We start from the raw sequence: 19,034 nt of genomic DNA, 5'->3' as shown, positions 1-19,034 counted from the left end.
GTTCGACCCCAGGACGCAGGGAGTGGCCGATCAGGTTGCACCGGGGGAACTCAGGTGAAGAGGTGCTCGAAGGCCTTGAGGTTCGCCAGCGACTCGCCCCGGTCGCTCCGCCAGGCGTACTCGCGCTTGATCGACTCCGCGAAGCCCAGCTCGAGGAAGGTGTTGAAGTCCCCGTCCGCGGCCTCGAGCACCTGCCCGAGCACCCGGTCGACCTCGTCCGCGCTCACCGCCGCGAAGGGGATGCGCCCGACGAGGTGGATGTCCCCGACCCGGTCCAGCGCGTAGTGCACGCCGTAGAGCCGGGCGTTGCGCTGCAGCATGAACCGGTAGACGCCCTCGTGGTTCTCGTCGGGCTGCCTGCACACGAAGGCCTGCACGAACACGGTCTGCTCGCGCACGATCAGCCAGGTCGGGGTGTTGAGCCGGTTCTCGCCCTCCAGCGTGACCAGGTACTGGCCCGGCTCCCGGCGGGTGTGCGGGACCTCCAGCTCGTCGAGCGCCTTCTCGATCCCTGCGATGATCTCCGGGTTCACCCCTCGATGATGCCCGCGACGAGCCTGCGCCGCAGCCGGGCCGCGTGTTCGCGGCCCGCGTCCGCGTAGGTGGCCAGCAGCGCGTCCGTCGTGCGGTCCCAGGAGAAGTCCCGGGCGTGCGCCACGGCGCCCGACGCCAGCCGCTCGCGCCGCGCCGGGTCCAGCGCCACCGAGGCCAACGCCGAGGCCCACTCCTCCGACCCGTGCCCCGGGACCAGGAGCCCGGACCGCTCGTCGGCGACGGCGACGGGCAGCCCGCCGACGTCCGCCGCCACGACCGGCGTCCCGCAGGCCTGGGCCTCCAGGGCGACCAGCCCGAACGACTCGTTGTGGCTGGGCACCGCCATGACGTCCGCGGCCCGGTAGACCGTGGCCAGCGCGGGGCCCGCCTGGGGCGGCAGGAACCGGACGGTGTCGGCGATCCCCAGGTGCGCCGCCAGCTCCTGCAGCGACGTCGGCTCGGCGAGCCCGGACCCGGACGGCCCGCCCGCGACCAGCACCACCAGGCGCGCGCGCAGCCCGGGGTCGCGGCGCACCATCTCGGCGGCCGCCCGCAACAGCACGTCCGGGGCCTTGAGCCGCTGGATCCGCCCCACGAACCCGAGCACGACGGCGTCCCGCGGGATCCCCAGCCGGGCCCGCGCGGCCGCCCGGTCGCCGGGACGGAAGCGGTCGAGGTCCACCCCGGGCGGGATCACGACCGTGCGCAGCGGGTCCGCCCCGCACAGCTCCACCAGCTGGCGGGCCTCGGTGTCGGTGTTCGCGGTCAGCCGGTCCGCCTCGGCGACGACCTGGTCCTCGCCGATGACCCGGACCATGGGCTCGGGCTCGTCGCCCTCGGCGAGCGCGGCGTTCTTGACCCGGGCCAGGGTGTGCGCGGTGTGCACCAGCGGCACGCCCCAGCGGTCCCTGGCCAGCCACCCGACCTGACCGGAGAGCCAGTAGTGCGAGTGCACCGCGCCGTACCAGCCGGGCTCGTGGTGCGCCTCGGTCCGCAGCACGCCCGCGGTGAAGGCGCACAGCTGGCCGGGGAGGTCGTTCTTCCCGAGCCCCTCGAAGGGGCCCGCGGCGATGTGCCGGACGAGCACGCCGGGCGCGAGCTCGGCGACCGGCGGCTGCTCCGACGACGTGGCCCGGGTGAAGATCTCCACGGGCACCCCGCGGCGTGCCATACGGGTGGCGGTCTCGGCGATGTAGACGTTCATCCCGCCCGCATCGCCCGTGCCGGGTTGCTCGAGCGGGGAGGTGTGCACCGACAGGACGGCGACACGCCCACGGACCGGGATGTTCACATGCTTCTTCCTAGCACGCTCACGCGCCCGGCACCGCGCCGCCCGCCGGTCGCCCGGGGTGGGCGGCGCGGTGGGCGAGCAGGGCCCGGACGGGGTCGTCGGCGTGTACCCGCCCGGCCTCGTCGACCCAGGTCGGGACCCTGCGCCTGGCCTTCTCGGGCCGGGTCAGGTCGATCTCCAGGGTGTCGTGGGACCAGACGAATCCGGCGGGCGGCGCGAGGCCCGCTGTGCGGCACGCCACCACGACCTCCGGCAGGTCCGCCCAGGCGACCGCCCGGCCCGTGCCGACCACCTCGCCCGCGACGACCTCCGACGCGAGCGGGAGATCCAGGATCTCGGCCAGCGCCGCGGGTTCGCCGCCCACCACGAGCTCGGCGGCGGGCAGCACCGCGGCCGTCCACGGCGCGTCGAGGACGACGGCGTCGTCGACGGACACGACCGTCCCGGCCAGCGACCGGACCCGGTCCGGCAGGTCGAGCGCGGCCACGTCCACCCGGCCGTCCGCGACCGCCTCCGCCAGCGCCTCGTGCGCCCGCGCCCCGAGCTCCGGCGACACCGTGCGCGTCGGGTCGGCCAGCCGTTCCAGCAGGTCGGCGGCCTCACGCGGGTCCGCGACGGCGAGCCCGGTCCGCACCCCGACCGCCGCGAGCACGGCGTCGTCGAGGCTGCTCGGGGCGGGGTCGTAGAGGCCCGCGATCGTCTCGGCCGACGGCGATCGCCAGTAGCCCGGTTCCCGGTCGGCGAGCAGCGCGTGGCGGGCGAGCCACCAGCTCGTGTAGCCGCCGGGTTCGAGCAGCGCGGCGCGGGTGGCGGGCGCGCCCGCGAGGAGCGCGAGGGCGCCCGGCCAGGCGTGGTCGGCGACGAGGTCGAGGTCGCGCACCGCGACGACCCGGGTCGGCTCGGCGTCCCCGGCGCGGTCCCACCAGAGGTCCTCGTCGTGCAGGTCGTGGTCGGGGCCCGTGGGCTCCTCGTCGACGACGACCGCGAACCCGTCGAGCACCCCCGCCGTGACCAGCGCCTCGCGGGGGAACCGGGCGGCCCAGTCGGCGGCGAGGACGCCGACCGGGGCGTCGGCGTCCAGCAGCGGCCGGACGGCGGCGTCCGGCAGCACCAGCTCGTCGGCGCGGCTGGGCACCCCCTCGTCGTCCGGCAGCGCGAGCGCGCCGAACCCCGGCGTCGGCTCCCGCAGCAGCCCGAGGACCGCCGCGGCCAGCGGCGCCGGGTCGAGGCCCGCCTCCGCGTCGTCCACCGACCGCTCCACGGCCGCGCGCAGCGCCGGGTGCTCCAGCAACGCGGGCCCGTCGACCTCCCGGGCACCGAGCCTGCGCAGCAGCGGGTGCACGGCCTCGGGCGCGACGACGTGCAACCCCGGCAGCCCGAGCGCCGCGACGGCCCCGAACCCCCCGTCCCCCACACGCGGCGAGGGTGACCCGAGCGTCCGGCCCGGCACGCTCCTGTCCCACTCACCGGACGCCGCGCCCGACGACGGTGACGAGAGCGTCCGGTCCGCGACGCTCCGGTCCCCCTCGTCGGCGCCGATCACGACCGACGGCGGCCCGGCGACCAGCCGCCCGTCGACCAGCGGCACCGGCAGGGCGCGCAGGTCCTCCGCGAGCCCCGGCACGGTGTCCAGCGCGGGTTCCAGCACCGCGTACAGCCCGCGCCACCAGCCCGGCTCCCGCTCCACCGCGTGCAGGCGGTCGGTCAGCTCCGCCGCGGACACCCGCCGCACCCCGAGCTCGGTGAGCAGCGCCGCGTCCCGCGGGTCCACCGCGGCGAGCCGGGCGAAGCCGTCGTCGGCCGCGGCGAGCAGCTCGGCGAGCCCGTCGGCGCCCGGCAGGTCGAGCCACTCGGCCCGCCGCGGCACCAGCTCCGACGCCTCCGCCTGCGCGGCGGGCAGCCAGGCGCGGCCCGCCAGCTCCTCGAGCACCGCCGTGCGCAGGGCCCCGTCGAGCTCGGAGAGCGGGAAACCCGGAGCCGGGACCAGCGACAACCGGTCCGCGGGCGCCACCGCGCGCACCAGCTCCACGTATGCCGACGCCGCGGCGCCCAGCACGGCGTCCGCGGCCGGGCCCGCCCGGAAGCGACGGCGGTCGGGATCCATCGGCAGGTCGGCGAGCAACCGGGCGGGCAGGCTCAGCCGCTCCGCGGAGGGGGTGGGCGCGTGCAGCACCTCGCCCGCGTCCGGCGCGAACGGCGCGGGCGACCCGTCCGCGGACACCGGCAGCGCCCAGCACACCCCGCGCTCGCGCCGCCCGCGCTCCTCGAGGGCGGTACCGGGCTCGTCGACCCGGGCCACCGCCCGCACCAGGCGGTAGCGCGCCCCGCCCACGTCCGTCACGCCGTCGGTGTGGCTCCGGGACACCACGGCCCCGTCGACCTCGATCTCCGCGAGGTCGGGCAGGGCGAGCAGCAGGTCCGGCGCCGCCGCGCGGGCCGCGGCGAGCAGGCGGGCCGCCGACCCGGGTTCGCGCAGCTGCAGCCGCACCTCGGTCGCGTACCCGGCGGGCGGGCCGGGCTCGTCCGCCTCGACCGGCCAGACCAGCCGCAACACCGGGACCCGCCCCGGCGCGGCGTCCCCGCCGCGGCGCGCGAGCTCGGCGGCGGGCCCGGGGAGCTCCCGCACGGCGGCGAGCGTGTCCGCCTCGGAGAACCGCACCCCGACGCCGGTCCCGACCACGACCCGCGGCGCGGACGACAGCGGCAGCACCGCCGCGAACCCGACGCCGAAGCGTCCCGCCGAGCCCGGGTCGTCCCGCTTCGCCGAGGCGCGCAGGGAGGCGAGCGCGGCGACGCCCGCGGCGGTCAGCGGGGCACCGGTGTTCGCGACCCGGAGCTCGCCCTCCGCCACCGCGACCCGGACCCGGCCGGGCACGCCGGCCGCGCGGGCCGCGTCGGCGGCGTTCTGCGCGAGCTCGACGAACCAGGTCGCCGCGTACCCGCCGAGGACCAGGTCCTCCTCGGCGTTGGCGTCCTCCCGGAAGCGCGTCGGGGAGTCCGCCCAGGCGGCGAGCAGGGCGGCGCGCAGACCCGCGGTGTCGAACGGGTCGACCGGGTCGTTCAGGAGCGGTCCTCGAGGTCCACGCCGTCGTCGTAGACCAGGGCGGAGACGGGGACCGGCGAGCCGACCCGCACCTCGATCTCGGAGTGCGCACCGCACCCGAACTCCACGGACACGACCGTGCCGTCCGCGGGCGAGTACTGGTTGGCGCAGGCGCCGAAGCCGCCGCGCAGCGAGCCCTCCAGGGGGAGGAAGAAGCCGCAGGTCCCGCACACCTCGGTGGCGGCGCGCGCCATGTCCGAGTCGGGGCCGTGGGTGTCCTGCCAGCGCTCCGCCGCGTCCTGGCGGGCCTCACGGGACAGCACCCGGGTGCGGCCGAGGCCGATCTCGACCGCGACCTCCTCGACGGCCGGGTCGTCCGACTGCACGTACGCGGGCACCAGGCGCGAGTCGTCCGGCTCCACGGGCAGCAGGTCGCCGGGGCCGAGGTCACCGGGCCGGATCCGCTCGCTCCACGGCACCCATCCCGGCGCGACCAGCGCGGACTCGCCGGGCAACAACACCACCTCGGACACCGTGACCGGCCCGTCCTCGACCGCGGCCACGGTCACCGACCACAGCCAGCCGCGGTAGCCCGCGACGTCCGCCGCGAACCGGTGCGTGACCGCCGACCCGTCCTCCACGTCCGCGCCCAGGTGCACGCCGACCGCGACCGCCGCCGCCTCCGGGCCGAGGTCGGCGGTGGCCTCCTCGACGGCCGCCGCCCGGGCCGTCTCGACGGCCTCGACGGCCAGGTCGAGGGCGACGCCGTGGGCGGGGGGCGCACTCAGGGTGGACATGGCTCCGATTGTGCCATCCGCGCCGTCGGCGGCCGGCATCATCACCCGCGATGCGCCGGACCCTCACCGCCCTGCTCGCCGCGGCCGCCCTGCTCTCGGCCTGCGCGGCGACCGCGGCACCCCCGACTCCGGTGCGCCCGCAGGTCCTGGAGACGATCCCGCACGACCCCACCGCCTTCACCCAGGGCCTCGAGCTGGCGGACGGCGTCCTCTACGAGGGCACCGGGCTGGTCGGGCGGTCCCAGCTGCGCGAGCTCGACCCCGCCACCGGCGCCGTCCGCCGCGCCGTGCCGATCCCGGCGGAGCTGTTCGGCGAGGGGATCACCGTCGTCGGGCCGACGATCTGGCAGCTGACCTGGCAGGACGGCGTCGCGCTGGAGTGGGACCGGGCCACCCTGACCCTGCTGCGCCGGGTCCCCTACCAGGGCGAGGGGTGGGGGCTCTGCCTCGACGCGGGCCGCGACCGGCTCGTCCGCTCCGACGGCACCGACCGGCTGCACTTCCACGATCCGCGCACGTTCGCCGAGACCGGCTCGGTGAGCGTCGGCGTGACGAACCTCAACGAGCTGGAGTGCGTCGACGGCCAGGTGTGGGCGAACGTCTGGCAGACCGACCGGATCGTGCGCCTGGACCCCGAGACGGGCGCGGTGACCGCCGAGATCGACGCCTCGGGTCTGCTCCCGGCCGCGCAGCGGGCGGACGCCGACGTGCTCAACGGCATCGCCCACGTCACCGGCGACGAGTACCTGCTCACCGGAAAGTGGTGGCCGTCGACGTTTCGGGTGCGCCTGCGCTGAGCCCGCCGGGCAGAATGGGACCCATGGCGCGCGACGACCCCTACGAGCCCACGGTGCGTCGCCGCTACCCGTGGCACGACGACCCGGACTACGACCCGCACCAGTACCGCCGGGACCCGAACGCGGCGCCCCCAGACCCGAACCCGAACCCGGCCCCGCCACCGCCGGGGCCCGCCCCGGAACCCGAGCCCGAAGCCCGGCCCGACCAGGCTCCGCCGGGCATGCCGAAGAAGCTCACGGTGACCCGGGTGGCCGGGATGCGCACCCGGCAGCTGACCGGCCGCGCGGTGAACACCTTCAAGCGCGCCGCGCACGCGGACGGCGCCGACCGCTCCGGGCTCACCAGCCTCACCTACGCCTCGATGATGGACTACGCGGTCGACGCCGCCGTGGCCGTCGCGCTGGCCAACACCCTGTTCTTCGCCGCGGCCACCGCCGAGTCGAAGACGAACGTCGCGCTCTACCTGCTGATCACCGTGGCCCCGTTCGCCGTGGTCGCCCCGGTGATCGGCCCGCTCCTGGACCGGCTGCAGCGGGGCAGGCGGGCCGCCCTGGCGGCCGCGTTCGTCGGCCGCGCCGCGCTGTGCGTGGTCATGGCGCTGAACTACGAGAACTGGATCCTCTACCCCGCCGCGCTCGGCGCGATGGTGCTGTCGAAGTCGTTCACGGTGCTCAAGGCGGCGATCACCCCGAGGGTGCTGCCCGAGGGCATCACCCTCGCCACCACCAACTCCCGCCTGACGACGTTCGGGCTGATCGCGGGCGGGGTGTTCGGTGGCATCGCCAGCGGCGTGGCCTACTTCTGGGGCTCGCCGGGCGCGCTGTACTTCACCGCGGCGCTCGGCCTCGCGGGTGCGGTTCTCAGCGCCCGCATCCCCAAGTGGGTCGAGGTCACCTCGGGCGAGGTGCCTGCCCGGCTGCGCAGCACCCGCAAGGCCAAGCGCGCCAGGGTCGGGCGCTCGGTGCTGGTCGCGCTGTGGGGCAACGCGGGCGCCCGGCTGCTGACCGGGTTCCTCACCCTGTTCGTGGCGTTCGTGGTCAAGCAGCAGGCCGAGGGGGACGCGGCGCGGCAGCTGTTCCTGATCGGGATCATCGGCGCGGCGGCGGGCGCGGGCTCGTTCCTGGGCAACGGCGTCGGCTCCCGGCTGCGCTTCGAACGCCCCGAGATCATGATCGTCTGCTGTGTGGCCGCGGCCTGCGCGGTGTCGGTCGTCGCCGCGGTGTTCCCCGGGATCGCGACGGCGGCGATCGTCGGCCTGGTCGGCGCCACCGCCAGCGCCCTGGCCAAGGTCTGCCTCGACGGCGTGATCCAGCGGGACCTGCCGGAGGAGTCGCGGGCGTCGGCCTTCGGTCGGTCGGAGACGGTCCTGCAGCTCGCGTGGGTGTTCGGCGGTGCGCTCGGCGTGCTGCTGCCGCACAGCACGTTCTGGATCGGGTTCTGCGTGATCGCGTCCGTCGTCGGCGTCGTCGGCGTCCAGACGTGGCTGGTCACCCGGGGCAGGTCGCTGGTGCCGGGCCTCGGCGGGAAGGCACCGGTCCTGGAGCGGCAGTCGGCGCCGGTAGCCTGACCGGGTGCGTCGCTCCCTGCTCGTCCTGCTCGGCGGTCTGTTCCTGCTCGCGGGGTGCGGCGGCGGGAACCCGCAGGTCACCTGGTCGGTGAGCGGCCAGGAGGTGACCGTGGGCCCCTCCCAGTTCTGCGACGTCCGGCTCCGGGACTGCACGAACGACGACCAGGCCCGGGCCGTGCTCCCCGTCCCGGCGGGCACCGCGGTCGAGGTCAGCGTGCCGTCGGAGGTGTCCGAGGCGCCCTGGTCCCTCGTCTTCGCCTACGTGGACGCGACCGGGCAGCAGACCACCGGCCGCAGCCCGGTCTTCGCCCCGAACGCGCAGGAGAGCTACACGCTCACGCTCCCCGAGCCCGGAGACGTCCTGCAGACCGCCCAGGTCCAGCTCCTCGGCGCCGCCCCCGTCGCCAACCCGGACACCGGCGAGATCGACTACCCGGCCCGCGCGACCTGGGTCCTCGTCGCCCAGCCCTGACGACGAACGGCGCGCTCGCTCACACCTGGTGAGCGAACGCGCCGTTCGCCGGGTCCAGCCCGGCCGGGGCAGCGGAGCCGGCTCAGCCGGCTCAGCCGTCCAGGTCCCGCGCCACCGCGCGGACGACCTCCGCAGCGAGCTTGGCGGTCTTGCGGTCGGGGTAGCGGCCCCGCCGCAGGTCCGGCTGGACCCGCGCGTCGAGCAGCTTGATCATGTCCTCGATGAGGCCGTGGAGCTCCTCGGCGGGCCTGCGCGTGGCCTCGACCACGGAGTGCTGACTCTCGACGAGCCGCACGGACAGCGCCTGCGGGCCGCGGCGGCCCTCGGCCATCCCGAACTCGACGCGCTGTCCCTGCTTGAGCGCCTCCACACCGGGGGGCAGCGAGGCCTTGCGGACGTAGACGTCCTCACCGCCGTCCTGCGCGAGGAAACCGAAGCCCTTCTCGGCGTCGTACCACTTGACCCTGCCGGTAGGCACCCTGCTCACCCGTTCCTCGTTCGTTCCCACCACGTCGTACACACGACGAACGCGTCCCGGCGACACCGGGACGCGCTCGTTCGAGAATAGTCCTGATCCAGCCCGGATGTCAGGCGTTCTTCACCGCGGCCGCCTCGCCGAGGTCCAGCAGGCCGACGGACTTCTCCCGCATCTCGACCTTGCGGACCTTGCCGGTCACCGTCATCGGGAACTCGTCGACCACGAGCACGTACCGCGGGACCTTGTAGTGCGCCAGCTTCCCGGCGGCGAACTCCTTGACACCGGCGGCGTCCAGCGGCGGGGCGCCCTCGCGCAGGATCACCCAGGCGCACAGCTCCTCGCCGTACCTGACGTCCGGCACCCCGATGACCTGCGCGTCGACGACGTCCGGGTGGGTGTAGAGGAACTCCTCGATCTCGCGCGGGTACACGTTCTCGCCGCCGCGGATGACCATGTCCTTGATCCGGCCGGTGATGTTGACGTACCCGTCGGCGTCCATGATCCCGAGGTCGCCGGTGTGCATCCAGCGGGCGGCGTCGATCGACTCCGCGGTCTTGTCCGGCTGGTTCCAGTAACCCAGCATCACCGAGTAGCCCCGCGTGCACAGCTCGCCGGGCTCCCCGCGCGGCACGGTCAGGCCGGTGTCCGGGTCCACGATCTTGATCTCGAGGTGCGGGTGCACCCGCCCCACCGTGGACACCCGCTGCTCGAGCGAGTCGTCCCGGCGGGTCTGCATGGACACCGGGGAGGTCTCCGTCATGCCGTAGCAGATGGTGACCTCCTCCATGCCCATCCGCGCGACGACCTGCTTCATCACCTCGACCGGGCACGGCGAGCCCGCCATGATCCCGGTCCGCAGGCTGGACAGGTCGAACGACTCGAAGTCCGGGTGGTTGAGCTCGGCGATGAACATCGTCGGCACGCCGTAGAGCGAGGTGCACCGCTCCTGCGCGACGGCGGTCAGGGTGGCCAGCGGGTCGAAACCCTGACCGGGGATGACCATGGTGCAGCCGAGGGAGGTGCACGCCAGGTTGCCCATGACCATGCCGAAGCAGTGGTAGAAGGGCACCGGGATGCAGACCCGGTCCTCCGGGGTGTACCCGCACAGCGCCCCGACGTTGTAGCCGTTGTTGAGGATGTTGTGGTGGCTCAGCGTGGCGCCCTTCGGGAACCCCGTGGTCCCGGAGGTGTACTGGATGTTGATCGGGTCGTCCGGGGAGAGCTCGATCCGCGGCAGCTCACCGGTGGTCGCGGCCAGCGCGTCCCACTCCGGGGACCCGATGATCACCACCGAGCGCAGGTCGGGGCAGTTGCCGCGGACCTCGCCGATCATGGCCTCGTAGTCCGAGGTCTTGAAGGCGCTCGCCGCCACCAGCGTCGCGATCCCGGCCTGCTTGAGCACGAACTCCAGCTCGTGGGTGCGGTAGGCCGGGTTGATGTTCACGAGGATGACGCCGAGCTTGGCCGTCGCGTACTGCAGCAGCGTCCACTCGGGCATGTTCGGCGCCCAGATCCCGACCCGGTCGCCCTTGGTCAGACCGGACTCGTGCAGGCCCAGGGCCAGGGCGTCGACGTCCGCGCGCAGCTGGGCGTAGGTCCAGCGGCGGCCCGAGGGGACGTCGACCATGGCCTCGCGGTCGGGGTCCGCGGCCACCGTCCGGTCGAGGTTGTCGCCGATCGTGTCGCCGAGCAGGGGGACGTCGGAGACGCCCGACGCGTACGACGGCACCACTGGACTGGTCACACTCGACTCCTTCAACACCACTGTCGGGATCGAGCCCCATCCTGCGACGCGGCCGAGGCGTGCGCCACACCCGGATGGGGAGGAAAAGCCGGTCGACCGCGCCCGATACCCTCGAACGATGCACGACCCTCGCGTCCTGCTCGACCCGGCGACCGACGCGGCGCGCAAGCTCGCCCGCCGCGGCTTCACCCTCGACGTCGCACGCCTCGAGCGCCTGTCCGCAGGCCGCAACGCGGCCATCCGGAAGGCGGACGAGAGTCGCGCCGAGGCCAACCGGCTGCAGAAGTCGGTCAAGGGCGCCTCCCCGGACGAGCGCCCCGCGATCATCGAGAAGGCCAAGGAGACCCGGGCCCAGATCACGCTCGCCGAGGAGGAGGTCAAGCTCCTCGAGGCCGAGCTGAACGAGTACCTCCTGGAGATCCCGAACCTGCCCGCCGACGAGCTGCCGGACGGCGCGTCGGACGCGGACGCGGAGCTCGTCCGCACGTGGGGCGAGATCCCCGCGGTCGAGGACCCGCAGGACCACGTCGACCTGGGCGAGAAGCTGGGCATCCTCGACCTGGGGCGGGCCACGAAGCTGAGCGGCCCGCGGTTCGCCGTGCTCAAGGGCCGCGGTGCGGCACTGGAGCGGGCGCTGTCGCGGTTCTTCCTCGACCGCCACACCGAGCGGCACGGGTACACCGAGTGGTCGGTGCCGACGCTGGTCACCCGCCCCACGATGACCGGCACGGGTCAGCTGCCGAAGTTCGAGCAGGACCTGTTCCGCACCGAGGTGGCGGACCGCGAGCTGTTCCTCATCCCCACCGCCGAGGTGCCGCTCACCAACCTGCACGCGAAGGAGACCCTCGCCGCCGAGGAGCTCCCGCTGGCCTACACCGCGCACACGCCGTGCTTCCGCTCCGAGGCGGGGTCGTACGGCCGGGACACCCGCGGGCTCATCCGGCTGCACGAGTTCTCGAAGGTCGAGCTGGTCCGGATCGTGGACCCGGCGCGGTCGCGCGCGGAGCTGGAGGTCCTGGTCGGCCACGCCGAGGCGATCATGCAGGAGCTCGGCCTGGCCTACCGGCTGGTCCGGCTCGCGGCCGGGGACATCGGTTTCTCGGCCGAGTACACCTACGACATCGAGGTGTGGCTGCCCAGCCAGGGCACCTACCGCGAGATCAGCTCGTGCTCGGACTTCGGCACGTTCCAGGCGCGCCGCGCGGGCATCCGCACCAAGGCCAAGGACGGCGCGCGCGGGTTCGCGGCCACGCTGAACGGCTCGGGGCTGCCCGTCGGCCGCACCCTGGTCGCGATCCTGGAGCAGGGCCAGCAGCCGGACGGCAGCGTGCGGATCCCCGAGGCCCTCGTCCCCTACACCGGCTTCGACACCCTGACCCCCTGACCCATGAGTGGCGATAGTCGGACCCCCTAACCCGTGAGTGGTGATAGTTGCTAGAGCGACTATCGCCGCTCACGATCGCTCAGCTGCCGGTCCGCGCGGCCGGGCGGCGGGCCGGACCCTCCGACGGGTGCGCGATGGCCAGGAGCAGGTGCACCGGGGCGTCCCCGTGCACCCGCCAGCGGTGTCGCAGCGCCGCGGAGTGCGAGACCAGGTCCCGCGGACCGAGGACGACGGGAGCGCGGCCCTCGACCTCGACCTCCAGCTCCCCGTCGACCACGTAGACGGCCAGCTCGCCGGGGAGCGCGAACCACTCCTCGAGGTACTCCCCGGGCGCCACGACGTACTCGATCACCTCGAGCGGGGTGCCCGGCTGCATCACCAGCGCACGGCCCGTCGCGGCGTCCGGCCGGTTCGCCACCGGGATCGCCCGGCCCTCGCCTGCCCGCACCACCGTGACCGGTTCGCCGGGCGCCGGGAGCAGTGCGCCCGGCTGCTCGCCGAGCGCCTCGGCGAGCCGGTAGGTGGTGATCATCGACGGCGCGCTCGCCCCCCGCTCGATCTGCGACAGGAACGGCTGGCTGACCCCCGCCCGCCGGGCCAGCTCGCGCATCGAGAGCCCGGACTTCTCCCGCAGCGCGCGGATCGTGGCACCGACCCGCGCATGGAGCACCGCCTCGTCCTCCACCGGACCTCCTGACAGCTCTTGACAGTCGTTCTGCACGGAACGATAGTTGCTAGCAATCACCCACGGCAAGGAGCTGCACCCATGTCGGTCGCCCGGACCACGAACGGCGTCCTCGACGTCCCGATCATCGACCTCGCCCTGTACCTCGACGGCACCGACCCGGACGGGGTCGCCGCGGCCGTCGACCGGGCCGCCCGGACCGTCGGGTTCATGCAGGTCGTGGGGCACGGGATCCCCGCGGAGACCCTCGCGGCGTTCACCGCGGCCACGGACGCCTTCTTCGCCGCCGACCCCGCGGCCAAGGGCGCCTACCGCTGCCCGCCCGGAGTGAACCGCGGCTACACCCCACCGAAGGCGGAGTCGCTGGCGAACAGCCTCGGCCTGACGAGCGCGGCCGACCTGTTCGAGGCGTTCAACGTCGGCACCGAAGCGGCCTCGTTCGCCGACCTCGACCTCTCGGAGGCGGACTACGGGACGAACGTCTGGCCCGCCGTCCCCGGCTTCCGCGAGGCCGTGGAGGCGTGGTTCGCCGAGGCGGGTCGCGTCGCCCGCGCCATGACCCGGGTCTTCGGCCGCGCCCTCGGTCTCGGCGACGCGGGCCTGACGCCCTTCACCGACCACTCGATCGACGTCCTGCGCATGATCAACTACCGACTCCCCGCCGCGGACGTCGAGCTGGAGGCCGACCAGGTCGGCATGGGCGCGCACACCGACTACGGCATCGTCACGGTGCTCTGGGCGGACGCGGTGCCGGGCCTGGAGATCCTGGACGACGAGGGCGCCTGGCAGCCCGTCCAGCCCGCCCCCGGTGCCCTGCTGGTCAACCTCGGGGACGCCCTCGCGCGCTGGACCAACGACCGCTGGATCTCCACGATGCACCGGGTCGCGGCGCCGCGCGTCGACGGCGTGCTGGTCCCGCGCCGCTCCGCGGCCTTCTTCCACGACGGCAACGTCGACGCCGTCATCGCGCCCCTCCCGACCTGCGTCGACGCCGACCACCCGGCCCTCTACGAGGCGGTCACGGTCGGCGAGCACCTCGCGGCGAAGCTCGCCGCGAGCCGCGGCGGCACGCTGGCCACGAACGCCACCCGGGAGGCGTCTCGCCTGGGTGGTCCACTCACCCTTTGACCAGGTCGCACGCACCGACACGCCTCACTCGATGGAGTGGAGCCCCGGCCCGCGCCCTGTCCCGCAGATGAGTCGCGGCAGCGGTACCCTGACCCGCAGATGCGGGTCAGGGTAGCCTGCCCTTCTGTTCGCTGAGCTGCGAAGTCACGATCCGTGCGGGGCGCACGACCGACATTTCCTCGACGGTCCGACACGCAACCGTCGAACCTCCTCGTCGTTGGCGGCGCAAGAAACCCGGACAACCGCTCCCCAAGCAGACCCCGGGATCGTCCCCGACGAAGAGGACCCCGAATGGCCCAGCATCGCGTCGCGCCCCCGCCCAAGAGAGAGGGCCTCCGCGCCCCGGTCGGTCGGCGCAAGTTCCTCGGCTACCTGGTCGCGGCCCCGACGCTCGTCGTGGCCGCCGAGCTGACCCGCCAGGAGATCTTCGGCGGTCCGAGCGCCACGGCCGCCCCGATCACGTCCGCGCCGCAGCCCCCGGAGGCCTACGACCTCCTCGACCTGCTGCGGGACGCCTCGCGCCCCACGGCGAACCTGATCCGGGTCGAGGTGAACCGCGACGGCACCGTGTCCTTCGCGCTCCCCCGGTCCGACAACGGTCAGGGCATCATCACCTCGACGCAGATGATCATCGCGGAGGAGATGGGCCTCGACGTCGACCAGGTGCAGGTCACCCTGGCCGACGCCCGCCCCGAACTGCTGTTCAACCAGATCACCGGCGGGTCGAGCACCACCTTCACCACCTACACCCCGATCCGGGTCGCGGCGGCGCTGGCCCAGATGCGCCTGCTCGACGCGGCCGCGCAGATCCTCAACCAGGACGTGCGCACGCTGACCGCGCGCAAGGGCCTGATCACCGACACCCTCGGCAACGCCCTGCCGATCGGGGACCTGACCGAGCCCGCCTCGAGCGCGGTCGACCAGGCCGTCGACGTCGTCCTGAAGCCCCGCGAGGACTTCACGATCATCGGCAAGCCGCAGACGAAGACCGACGCCCGGGACATCGTCACCGGCCGCAAGTCCTTCGTGAACGACCTGAAGATCCCCGACGCCCTGCCGACCGTGATCTGCCGGGCGCCCGACCTCAACGGCACCCCGGACGACGTCGAGAACCTCAAGCAGGTCCGCGCGATGCCCGGCATCACCGACGTGGAGGTCGTGTCCACCGGCGTCGCGGTCCGGGCACAGACCTTCGGCCAGGCCATCGACGGCGTCCGCGCCCTGCAGGTGTCCTGGAACGACGGCACGGTGCACGGCGAGAGCGACGAGACCATCCTCGCCAAGCTCAAGGCCGCGGAGCTGCCGCTGGTCGTGCCGGCGGGCGCGGTCGAGACCGTCGAGGGTTCGTTCACCTTCTACTTCAAGAGCAACAGCTCGCTCGAGCCCAACTCCGCCATCGCGGACGTGCGCAGCGACAGCGCCACGATCTGGGGCCCGATGAAGAACCCGGTCACCGCGCAGGCGGCGATCGCGAAGAAGCTGGGCCTGCCGCAGAACGCGGTCACCGTGCACGTCGTCCAGGGCGGCGGGTCGTTCGGCCGCAAGCTCTTCTTCGACGCCGCGCTCGAGGCCGCCGAGGTCTCCCAGGCGATGGGCAAGCCCGTCAAGCTGATGTGGACCCGCGCGGACGACTCGCGCCAGGGCCGGGTCCACGGCATGTGCACCTCCCGGGTGCGGGCCACGGTCACCAAGGACTCGGTGCTGTCCTTCGAGCAGCGCCACACCAGCGTCTCCACCGACTTCACCCACGGCCTCGGTGACGCCATCACCGCGGCGGGCGCGAAGGCCCCGGGCGGCAACCTCACGTTCGCCGAGTCGATCTTCGAGCTCACCCAGGCGAACCCGTACAACTTCGGGGTGTCCACCCGCATGCTCAACGAGGTGGACATGCGCTTCAACACCTCGTCGATGCGCAACGTCTACTCCCCGGACGTCACCACCGCGCGCGAGGTCGTCACCGACCAGCTCGCGAACAAGATGGGCCGCGACGCCTACGAGTTCCGCCGCGAGTTCGCCCGCAGCGACCGCATCCGCGGGGTGCTCGACGCCGTGGCCAAGCAGGGCCGCTGGGGCCGGTCGATGAAGAACGGCACCGCGCAGGGCCTGGGCATCCACCACGAGTACAAGGGCGTCACCGCCGCGCTGGTGGAGATCGACTGCCGCCCCGAGACGGTGAACCGGAAGATCCGCGAGGGCGTCACCGGCCCGCGCGTCACCAAGGTGACCTTCGCGATCGACGCCGGCCTGGTGATCAACCCCAAGGGCCTCGAGGCCCAGATGATGGGCGGGATCAACGACGCCATCGCGCTGATCCTCACCTCCAGCCTGCACCTCACCGACGGGCACTTCGTCGAGGCCAGCTGGGACAACTACTTCTACACGCGGCAGTGGAACACCCCGCCGGAGCTGAACATCATCATCGTCGAGCCGGACGACCAGGCCGACGAGCCCGGCGGCGCCGGGGAGGCCGCGGTGGCCGCGACCTGCGGCGCGATCGCGAACGCGTACGCCAAGGCGGTCGGCAAGGTCCCGACGTACTTCCCGATCAACCACCTCGACCCGTTCCCGTTCGAGCCGAAGCCGCTCGTGCCCCCGATCCCCGAGTCGCCGGTCGACGGCCTGCGCTACACCTACGGAGGCTGACCCATGCCTACGCGCACCCTGCACCTCAACGGCGAGAAGGTCACGGTCGAGGCCGAGGACGACGTCCGCCTGCTCTGGGTGATCCGGGACCTGCTCGGCGTCACCGGTCCGAAGTACGGCTGCGGCATCAACGTCTGCAAGGCGTGCACCAGCCACATCAACGGCCAGGCCTTCAACCCGTGCTCCGTGCCGGTCTCCGACATCAAGGAGTCCGACGAGATCACCACGATCGAGGGTCTGGCCGACGGCGACAAGCTCCACCCCATGCAGCAGGCCTGGATCGACATGGACGTCGCCCAGTGCGGCTTCTGCCAGCCGGGCCAGATCATGGCGGCCGTCGCCAAGGTGGAGCAGTGCCGCAAGGAGGGCCGCGACGTCGACGACGCGGCCATCGAGGAGATCCGCAACATCTGCCGTTGCGGCACCTACAACCGGATCCGCGAGGCCATCAAGGCCGGCGCGGAGGAGATGTGACCATGAGGACCATCATCTGCGGCGCCGCCCTCGGCATGGCCGCCATCCCGTTCGTCGCCGGCACCGCCCTGGCGGCCGAGGACACCCAGCCGCCGACGCAGGGCGCGACCGCCACCCTGGCGACCGCCGAGCAGCTCGTCGCGCAGTTCATGGACGCGAGCAACGGCAACGGCCCCAGCGGCGCCGACGGCGTCGAGACCGAGTTCCCGACCCCCGACCCGCGCTTCGTCGAGGGCCCCGTGGGCGGCCTGCTCAACGGCCCCCTCGACTAGCGGCTCCGCCGCCCGTGCGTGGTAAGTGGTGCCAGAGCACCACTTACCACGCACGACCGTTCTCCGTCAGGTGACGACGACGCGCCAGTCCGGCTCGTCGAGGGCGCGACAGGGTGCGTCGGTCAGGACGGCCCGGTCGCCCACCAGCCAGCGCGGGCTCGTCGAGAGGACCACGCGGTCCTCGACGTTCACCACCACGACGTCCGCGGCGAGGTCCCCCAGCTCGCGCAGCACCAGCGTCTCGAAGCGCGCGACCGGCACGTCCGCCCCAGCGACCCCCACGAACCGCCCGTCCGCCAGCACCGGCAGGGTCAGGGTGAGCAGGTAGCGATCGGTGCCGTGGACGTCCACATAGGGCCCGACGACGTGGCGGCGCCCGGTCCGGCGGGGCACCGTGAACCACTCGGCGGCCGCGTAGTCGTAGAACCCCACGCTCGCCGGGTTGAGGTCCACCTCCAGCATCACCGGCGCGGCCTCGGTGTCCGCCTGCCACCACTCCATCCGCAGTGGACGGTCGACGAGCAGCCCCGGCGCCACGATCACCCCCATCCCGACGGCGACGGACCGCTCCCGCACCAACCGTGCGATCAGCGCCTCCCGCACCGCCGTGACGTCCGCGTCGCACATCCGCCCGCCGGCCGCGCGGTAGCCGGCGACCAGGTCGTCCCGCACCGCGGCGACGGACCGGAACACCCGCTCCACGACGCGCTCGATCACCGCGGCCGCCTGGTCCGCCGCGGAGTCCGGTCGTGAGTGGCGATGGTCGCCATGGCGACCATCGCCACTCACGGGGTCGGGGACGCTCATGAGCCCGCCGCCTCGGGGTAGCTGCCGGTGTGGTCCGCGCGGCGGTGCCCCTGCCGGGTCAGGCGGACGTGGGCCTCGATCAGCCCGGACGTGACGGCGGCGATCTGCTCCTCGGTGCGGGCGCGGGCCGCGGCACCGTCTCGGGCCGCGATCGCGTCGACCACCCGCCGGTGCCCCGCCAGGGCCAGGTCCAGCTCGGCGCGGGTGCGCTCGGTGCCCCACAGCAGCTGGCCGAGCTCGAACTGCAGCTCGATCTCCTCGCGGGTCAGCCGCACGGACTGGGCCGCGGCGGCGACGTCGATGAACCAGCGGCCCTCGATCCGGCGCTGCTCGGTGCCGCCCTCCGCGCTCGCGAGCCGGTCGAGCGTCTCCCGCAGCCGCGCGATCTCCGAGTCCGACGCCCGCTCGGCGGCCAGCCGGGCGGCGGCCCCGGAGACGGCGGCGCGGACGTCGCCCAGCTCGCGCAGGTCGGTGCTGCCCAGCTCGCGCAGCCTGCCGCGGGACAGCTCGGTGAGGGCCTCCTGGGAGGCGACGACGAAGCTGCCGCCGCCGCGCCCGCGCCGGGTGGCGACGAGCCCGCGCGCCCGCAGGTCGCTGAGCGCGTCCCGCAGGGTCACGGTGGAGACGTTCAGCGAGGCCGCGAGCTGCAGCTCCGACGGCAGCTGCTCGCCGTCGACGATGATCCCGAGCGCGATCGCGCTGCCCAGCCGCCGGACGACGGTCTCGCTGCGCATCGCCCCGTCGTCCAGGGGCGCGAAGACGGCGCGCCGAGCGTCGCCCGCGGGGAGCCGCACGCACACCTCCTGCAGAGCACAGCGGGGCATTACATCGGTGTTGAGAGTCTGTCACGCCCGCCCCCGAGGGTAGGCACAGAACCTTGAGATGTGATTTCATAGCTTTTCCGCCGGAGTGACCAC

Annotated in this window: 17 protein-coding genes; 8 read left to right on the top strand and 9 right to left on the bottom strand. The window is 73.8% G+C overall.

All coding sequences use genetic code 11. The features are described from left to right. Nucleotides 1–50 precede the first annotated feature (50 nt). From L3X23_RS29590 to L3X23_RS29575, 4 genes are read right to left on the bottom strand one after another with little or no spacing between them, the layout of a single operon-like run. Nucleotides 51–533, bottom strand: a complete 483-nt coding sequence (locus L3X23_RS29590) for a YbjN domain-containing protein (RefSeq protein WP_237196332.1) — start codon at nt 531–533, stop codon at nt 51–53. After that, nucleotides 530–1,825: a D-inositol-3-phosphate glycosyltransferase gene (gene mshA / locus L3X23_RS29585; RefSeq protein WP_237196330.1), complete on the bottom strand. Its 1,296-nt coding sequence runs from the start codon at nt 1,823–1,825 to the stop codon at nt 530–532. Before mshA ends, L3X23_RS29590 begins: the two co-directional genes overlap by 4 nt. A gap of 19 nt (nt 1,826–1,844) precedes the next feature. After that, nucleotides 1,845–4,985, bottom strand: a complete 3,141-nt coding sequence (locus tag L3X23_RS29580; RefSeq protein WP_237196328.1) for a sacsin N-terminal ATP-binding-like domain-containing protein — start codon at nt 4,983–4,985, stop codon at nt 1,845–1,847. Then, nucleotides 4,886–5,665 (bottom strand): DUF3027 domain-containing protein, encoded by a 780-nt coding sequence (locus L3X23_RS29575; RefSeq protein WP_237196326.1) that lies wholly within the window; start codon nt 5,663–5,665, stop codon nt 4,886–4,888. The genes L3X23_RS29580 and L3X23_RS29575 overlap by 100 nt, the downstream gene beginning before the upstream one ends. A gap of 50 nt (nt 5,666–5,715) precedes the next feature. Between L3X23_RS29575 and L3X23_RS29570 the strand changes: the two genes are divergently transcribed. Genes L3X23_RS29570 through L3X23_RS29560 form a run of 3 tightly spaced genes read left to right on the top strand, consistent with a single transcriptional unit; the run spans nt 5,716 to nt 8,502 of the window. After that, nucleotides 5,716–6,462 carry a glutaminyl-peptide cyclotransferase gene (locus L3X23_RS29570; RefSeq protein ID WP_237196325.1) on the top strand — a complete coding sequence of 249 codons (747 nt, stop codon included), beginning with the start codon at nt 5,716–5,718 and terminating at the stop codon, nt 6,460–6,462. A gap of 23 nt (nt 6,463–6,485) precedes the next feature. After that, nucleotides 6,486–8,030: an MFS transporter gene (locus tag L3X23_RS29565; RefSeq protein ID WP_237196323.1), complete on the top strand. Its 1,545-nt coding sequence runs from the start codon at nt 6,486–6,488 to the stop codon at nt 8,028–8,030. Between the two features lie 4 nt (nt 8,031–8,034). Then, a complete protein-coding gene (locus L3X23_RS29560) occupies nt 8,035–8,502 on the top strand; it encodes a DUF2771 family protein (RefSeq protein WP_237196320.1) in 468 nt (155 codons plus the stop codon). Between the two features lie 91 nt (nt 8,503–8,593). Here the strand turns inward: L3X23_RS29560 and L3X23_RS29555 are convergent, their stop codons facing one another. After that, a complete protein-coding gene (locus tag L3X23_RS29555) occupies nt 8,594–8,980 on the bottom strand; it encodes a cold-shock protein (RefSeq protein WP_093077383.1) in 387 nt (128 codons plus the stop codon). A gap of 109 nt (nt 8,981–9,089) precedes the next feature. Beyond that, nucleotides 9,090–10,724: an AMP-binding protein gene (locus L3X23_RS29550; protein WP_237196318.1), complete on the bottom strand. Its 1,635-nt coding sequence runs from the start codon at nt 10,722–10,724 to the stop codon at nt 9,090–9,092. A 118-nt stretch (nt 10,725–10,842) separates the two neighbouring features. On the opposite strand from L3X23_RS29550, the gene serS reads away from it, so the two are divergent. Continuing rightward, nucleotides 10,843–12,108, top strand: coding sequence for a serine--tRNA ligase (serS, locus tag L3X23_RS29545; RefSeq protein WP_237196316.1), 1,266 nt, complete (start codon nt 10,843–10,845; stop codon nt 12,106–12,108). A 79-nt stretch (nt 12,109–12,187) separates the two neighbouring features. On the opposite strand, the gene L3X23_RS29540 is transcribed toward serS, so the two are convergent. Next, nucleotides 12,188–12,793 carry a helix-turn-helix domain-containing protein gene (locus L3X23_RS29540; RefSeq protein ID WP_237196314.1) on the bottom strand — a complete coding sequence of 202 codons (606 nt, stop codon included), beginning with the start codon at nt 12,791–12,793 and terminating at the stop codon, nt 12,188–12,190. An 81-nt stretch (nt 12,794–12,874) separates the two neighbouring features. Between L3X23_RS29540 and L3X23_RS29535 the strand changes: the two genes are divergently transcribed. The 4 genes from L3X23_RS29535 to L3X23_RS29520 all read left to right on the top strand — a co-directional run bounded on the left by L3X23_RS29535 (nt 12,875) and on the right by L3X23_RS29520 (nt 17,310). Continuing rightward, on the top strand, nt 12,875–13,921 hold the full coding sequence (locus tag L3X23_RS29535; protein WP_237196312.1) for an isopenicillin N synthase family oxygenase: 1,047 nt from the start codon (nt 12,875–12,877) through the stop codon (nt 13,919–13,921). 291 nt (nt 13,922–14,212) lie between these two features. Then, nucleotides 14,213–16,564 (top strand): molybdopterin cofactor-binding domain-containing protein, encoded by a 2,352-nt coding sequence (locus L3X23_RS29530; RefSeq protein ID WP_237196310.1) that lies wholly within the window; start codon nt 14,213–14,215, stop codon nt 16,562–16,564. A 3-nt stretch (nt 16,565–16,567) separates the two neighbouring features. Then, nucleotides 16,568–17,038 carry a (2Fe-2S)-binding protein gene (locus L3X23_RS29525; protein ID WP_093076439.1) on the top strand — a complete coding sequence of 157 codons (471 nt, stop codon included), beginning with the start codon at nt 16,568–16,570 and terminating at the stop codon, nt 17,036–17,038. Nucleotides 17,039–17,040: 2 nt separating this feature from the next. Beyond that, complete coding sequence (locus L3X23_RS29520) at nt 17,041–17,310, top strand: hypothetical protein (protein ID WP_093076436.1); 270 nt, start codon at nt 17,041–17,043, stop codon at nt 17,308–17,310. Nucleotides 17,311–17,376: 66 nt separating this feature from the next. On the opposite strand, the gene L3X23_RS29515 is transcribed toward L3X23_RS29520, so the two are convergent. Together L3X23_RS29515 and L3X23_RS29510 are read right to left on the bottom strand one after the other, a co-directional pair. After that, complete coding sequence (locus tag L3X23_RS29515; RefSeq protein ID WP_237196308.1) at nt 17,377–18,027, bottom strand: cache domain-containing protein; 651 nt, start codon at nt 18,025–18,027, stop codon at nt 17,377–17,379. Between the two features lie 86 nt (nt 18,028–18,113). Next, nucleotides 18,114–18,911 (bottom strand): FadR/GntR family transcriptional regulator, encoded by a 798-nt coding sequence (locus L3X23_RS29510; RefSeq protein WP_237196306.1) that lies wholly within the window; start codon nt 18,909–18,911, stop codon nt 18,114–18,116. Nucleotides 18,912–19,034 lie beyond the last annotated feature (123 nt).

Origin of the sequence: Pseudonocardia sp. WMMC193, from assembly GCF_021728735.1 — a bacterium.
Lineage (GTDB): Bacteria > Actinomycetota > Actinomycetes > Mycobacteriales > Pseudonocardiaceae > Pseudonocardia > Pseudonocardia oroxyli.
This window is presented reverse-complemented; position numbering and strand designations above follow the sequence as displayed.

Excerpts from the sequence above, each read along its gene's own strand:
- L3X23_RS29575 (WP_237196326.1), bottom strand. The coding sequence starts at position 5,665 with ATGTCCACCCTGAGTGCGCCCCCCGCCCACGGCGTCGCCCTCGACCTG.
- L3X23_RS29570 (WP_237196325.1), top strand. The coding sequence starts at position 5,716 with ATGCGCCGGACCCTCACCGCCCTGCTCGCCGCGGCCGCCCTGCTCTCG.
- L3X23_RS29565 (WP_237196323.1), top strand. The coding sequence starts at position 6,486 with ATGGCGCGCGACGACCCCTACGAGCCCACGGTGCGTCGCCGCTACCCG.
- serS (WP_237196316.1), top strand. The coding sequence starts at position 10,843 with ATGCACGACCCTCGCGTCCTGCTCGACCCGGCGACCGACGCGGCGCGC.
- L3X23_RS29535 (WP_237196312.1), top strand. The coding sequence starts at position 12,875 with ATGTCGGTCGCCCGGACCACGAACGGCGTCCTCGACGTCCCGATCATC.
- L3X23_RS29530 (WP_237196310.1), top strand. The coding sequence starts at position 14,213 with ATGGCCCAGCATCGCGTCGCGCCCCCGCCCAAGAGAGAGGGCCTCCGC.
- L3X23_RS29525 (WP_093076439.1), top strand. The coding sequence starts at position 16,568 with ATGCCTACGCGCACCCTGCACCTCAACGGCGAGAAGGTCACGGTCGAG.
- L3X23_RS29520 (WP_093076436.1), top strand. The coding sequence starts at position 17,041 with ATGAGGACCATCATCTGCGGCGCCGCCCTCGGCATGGCCGCCATCCCG.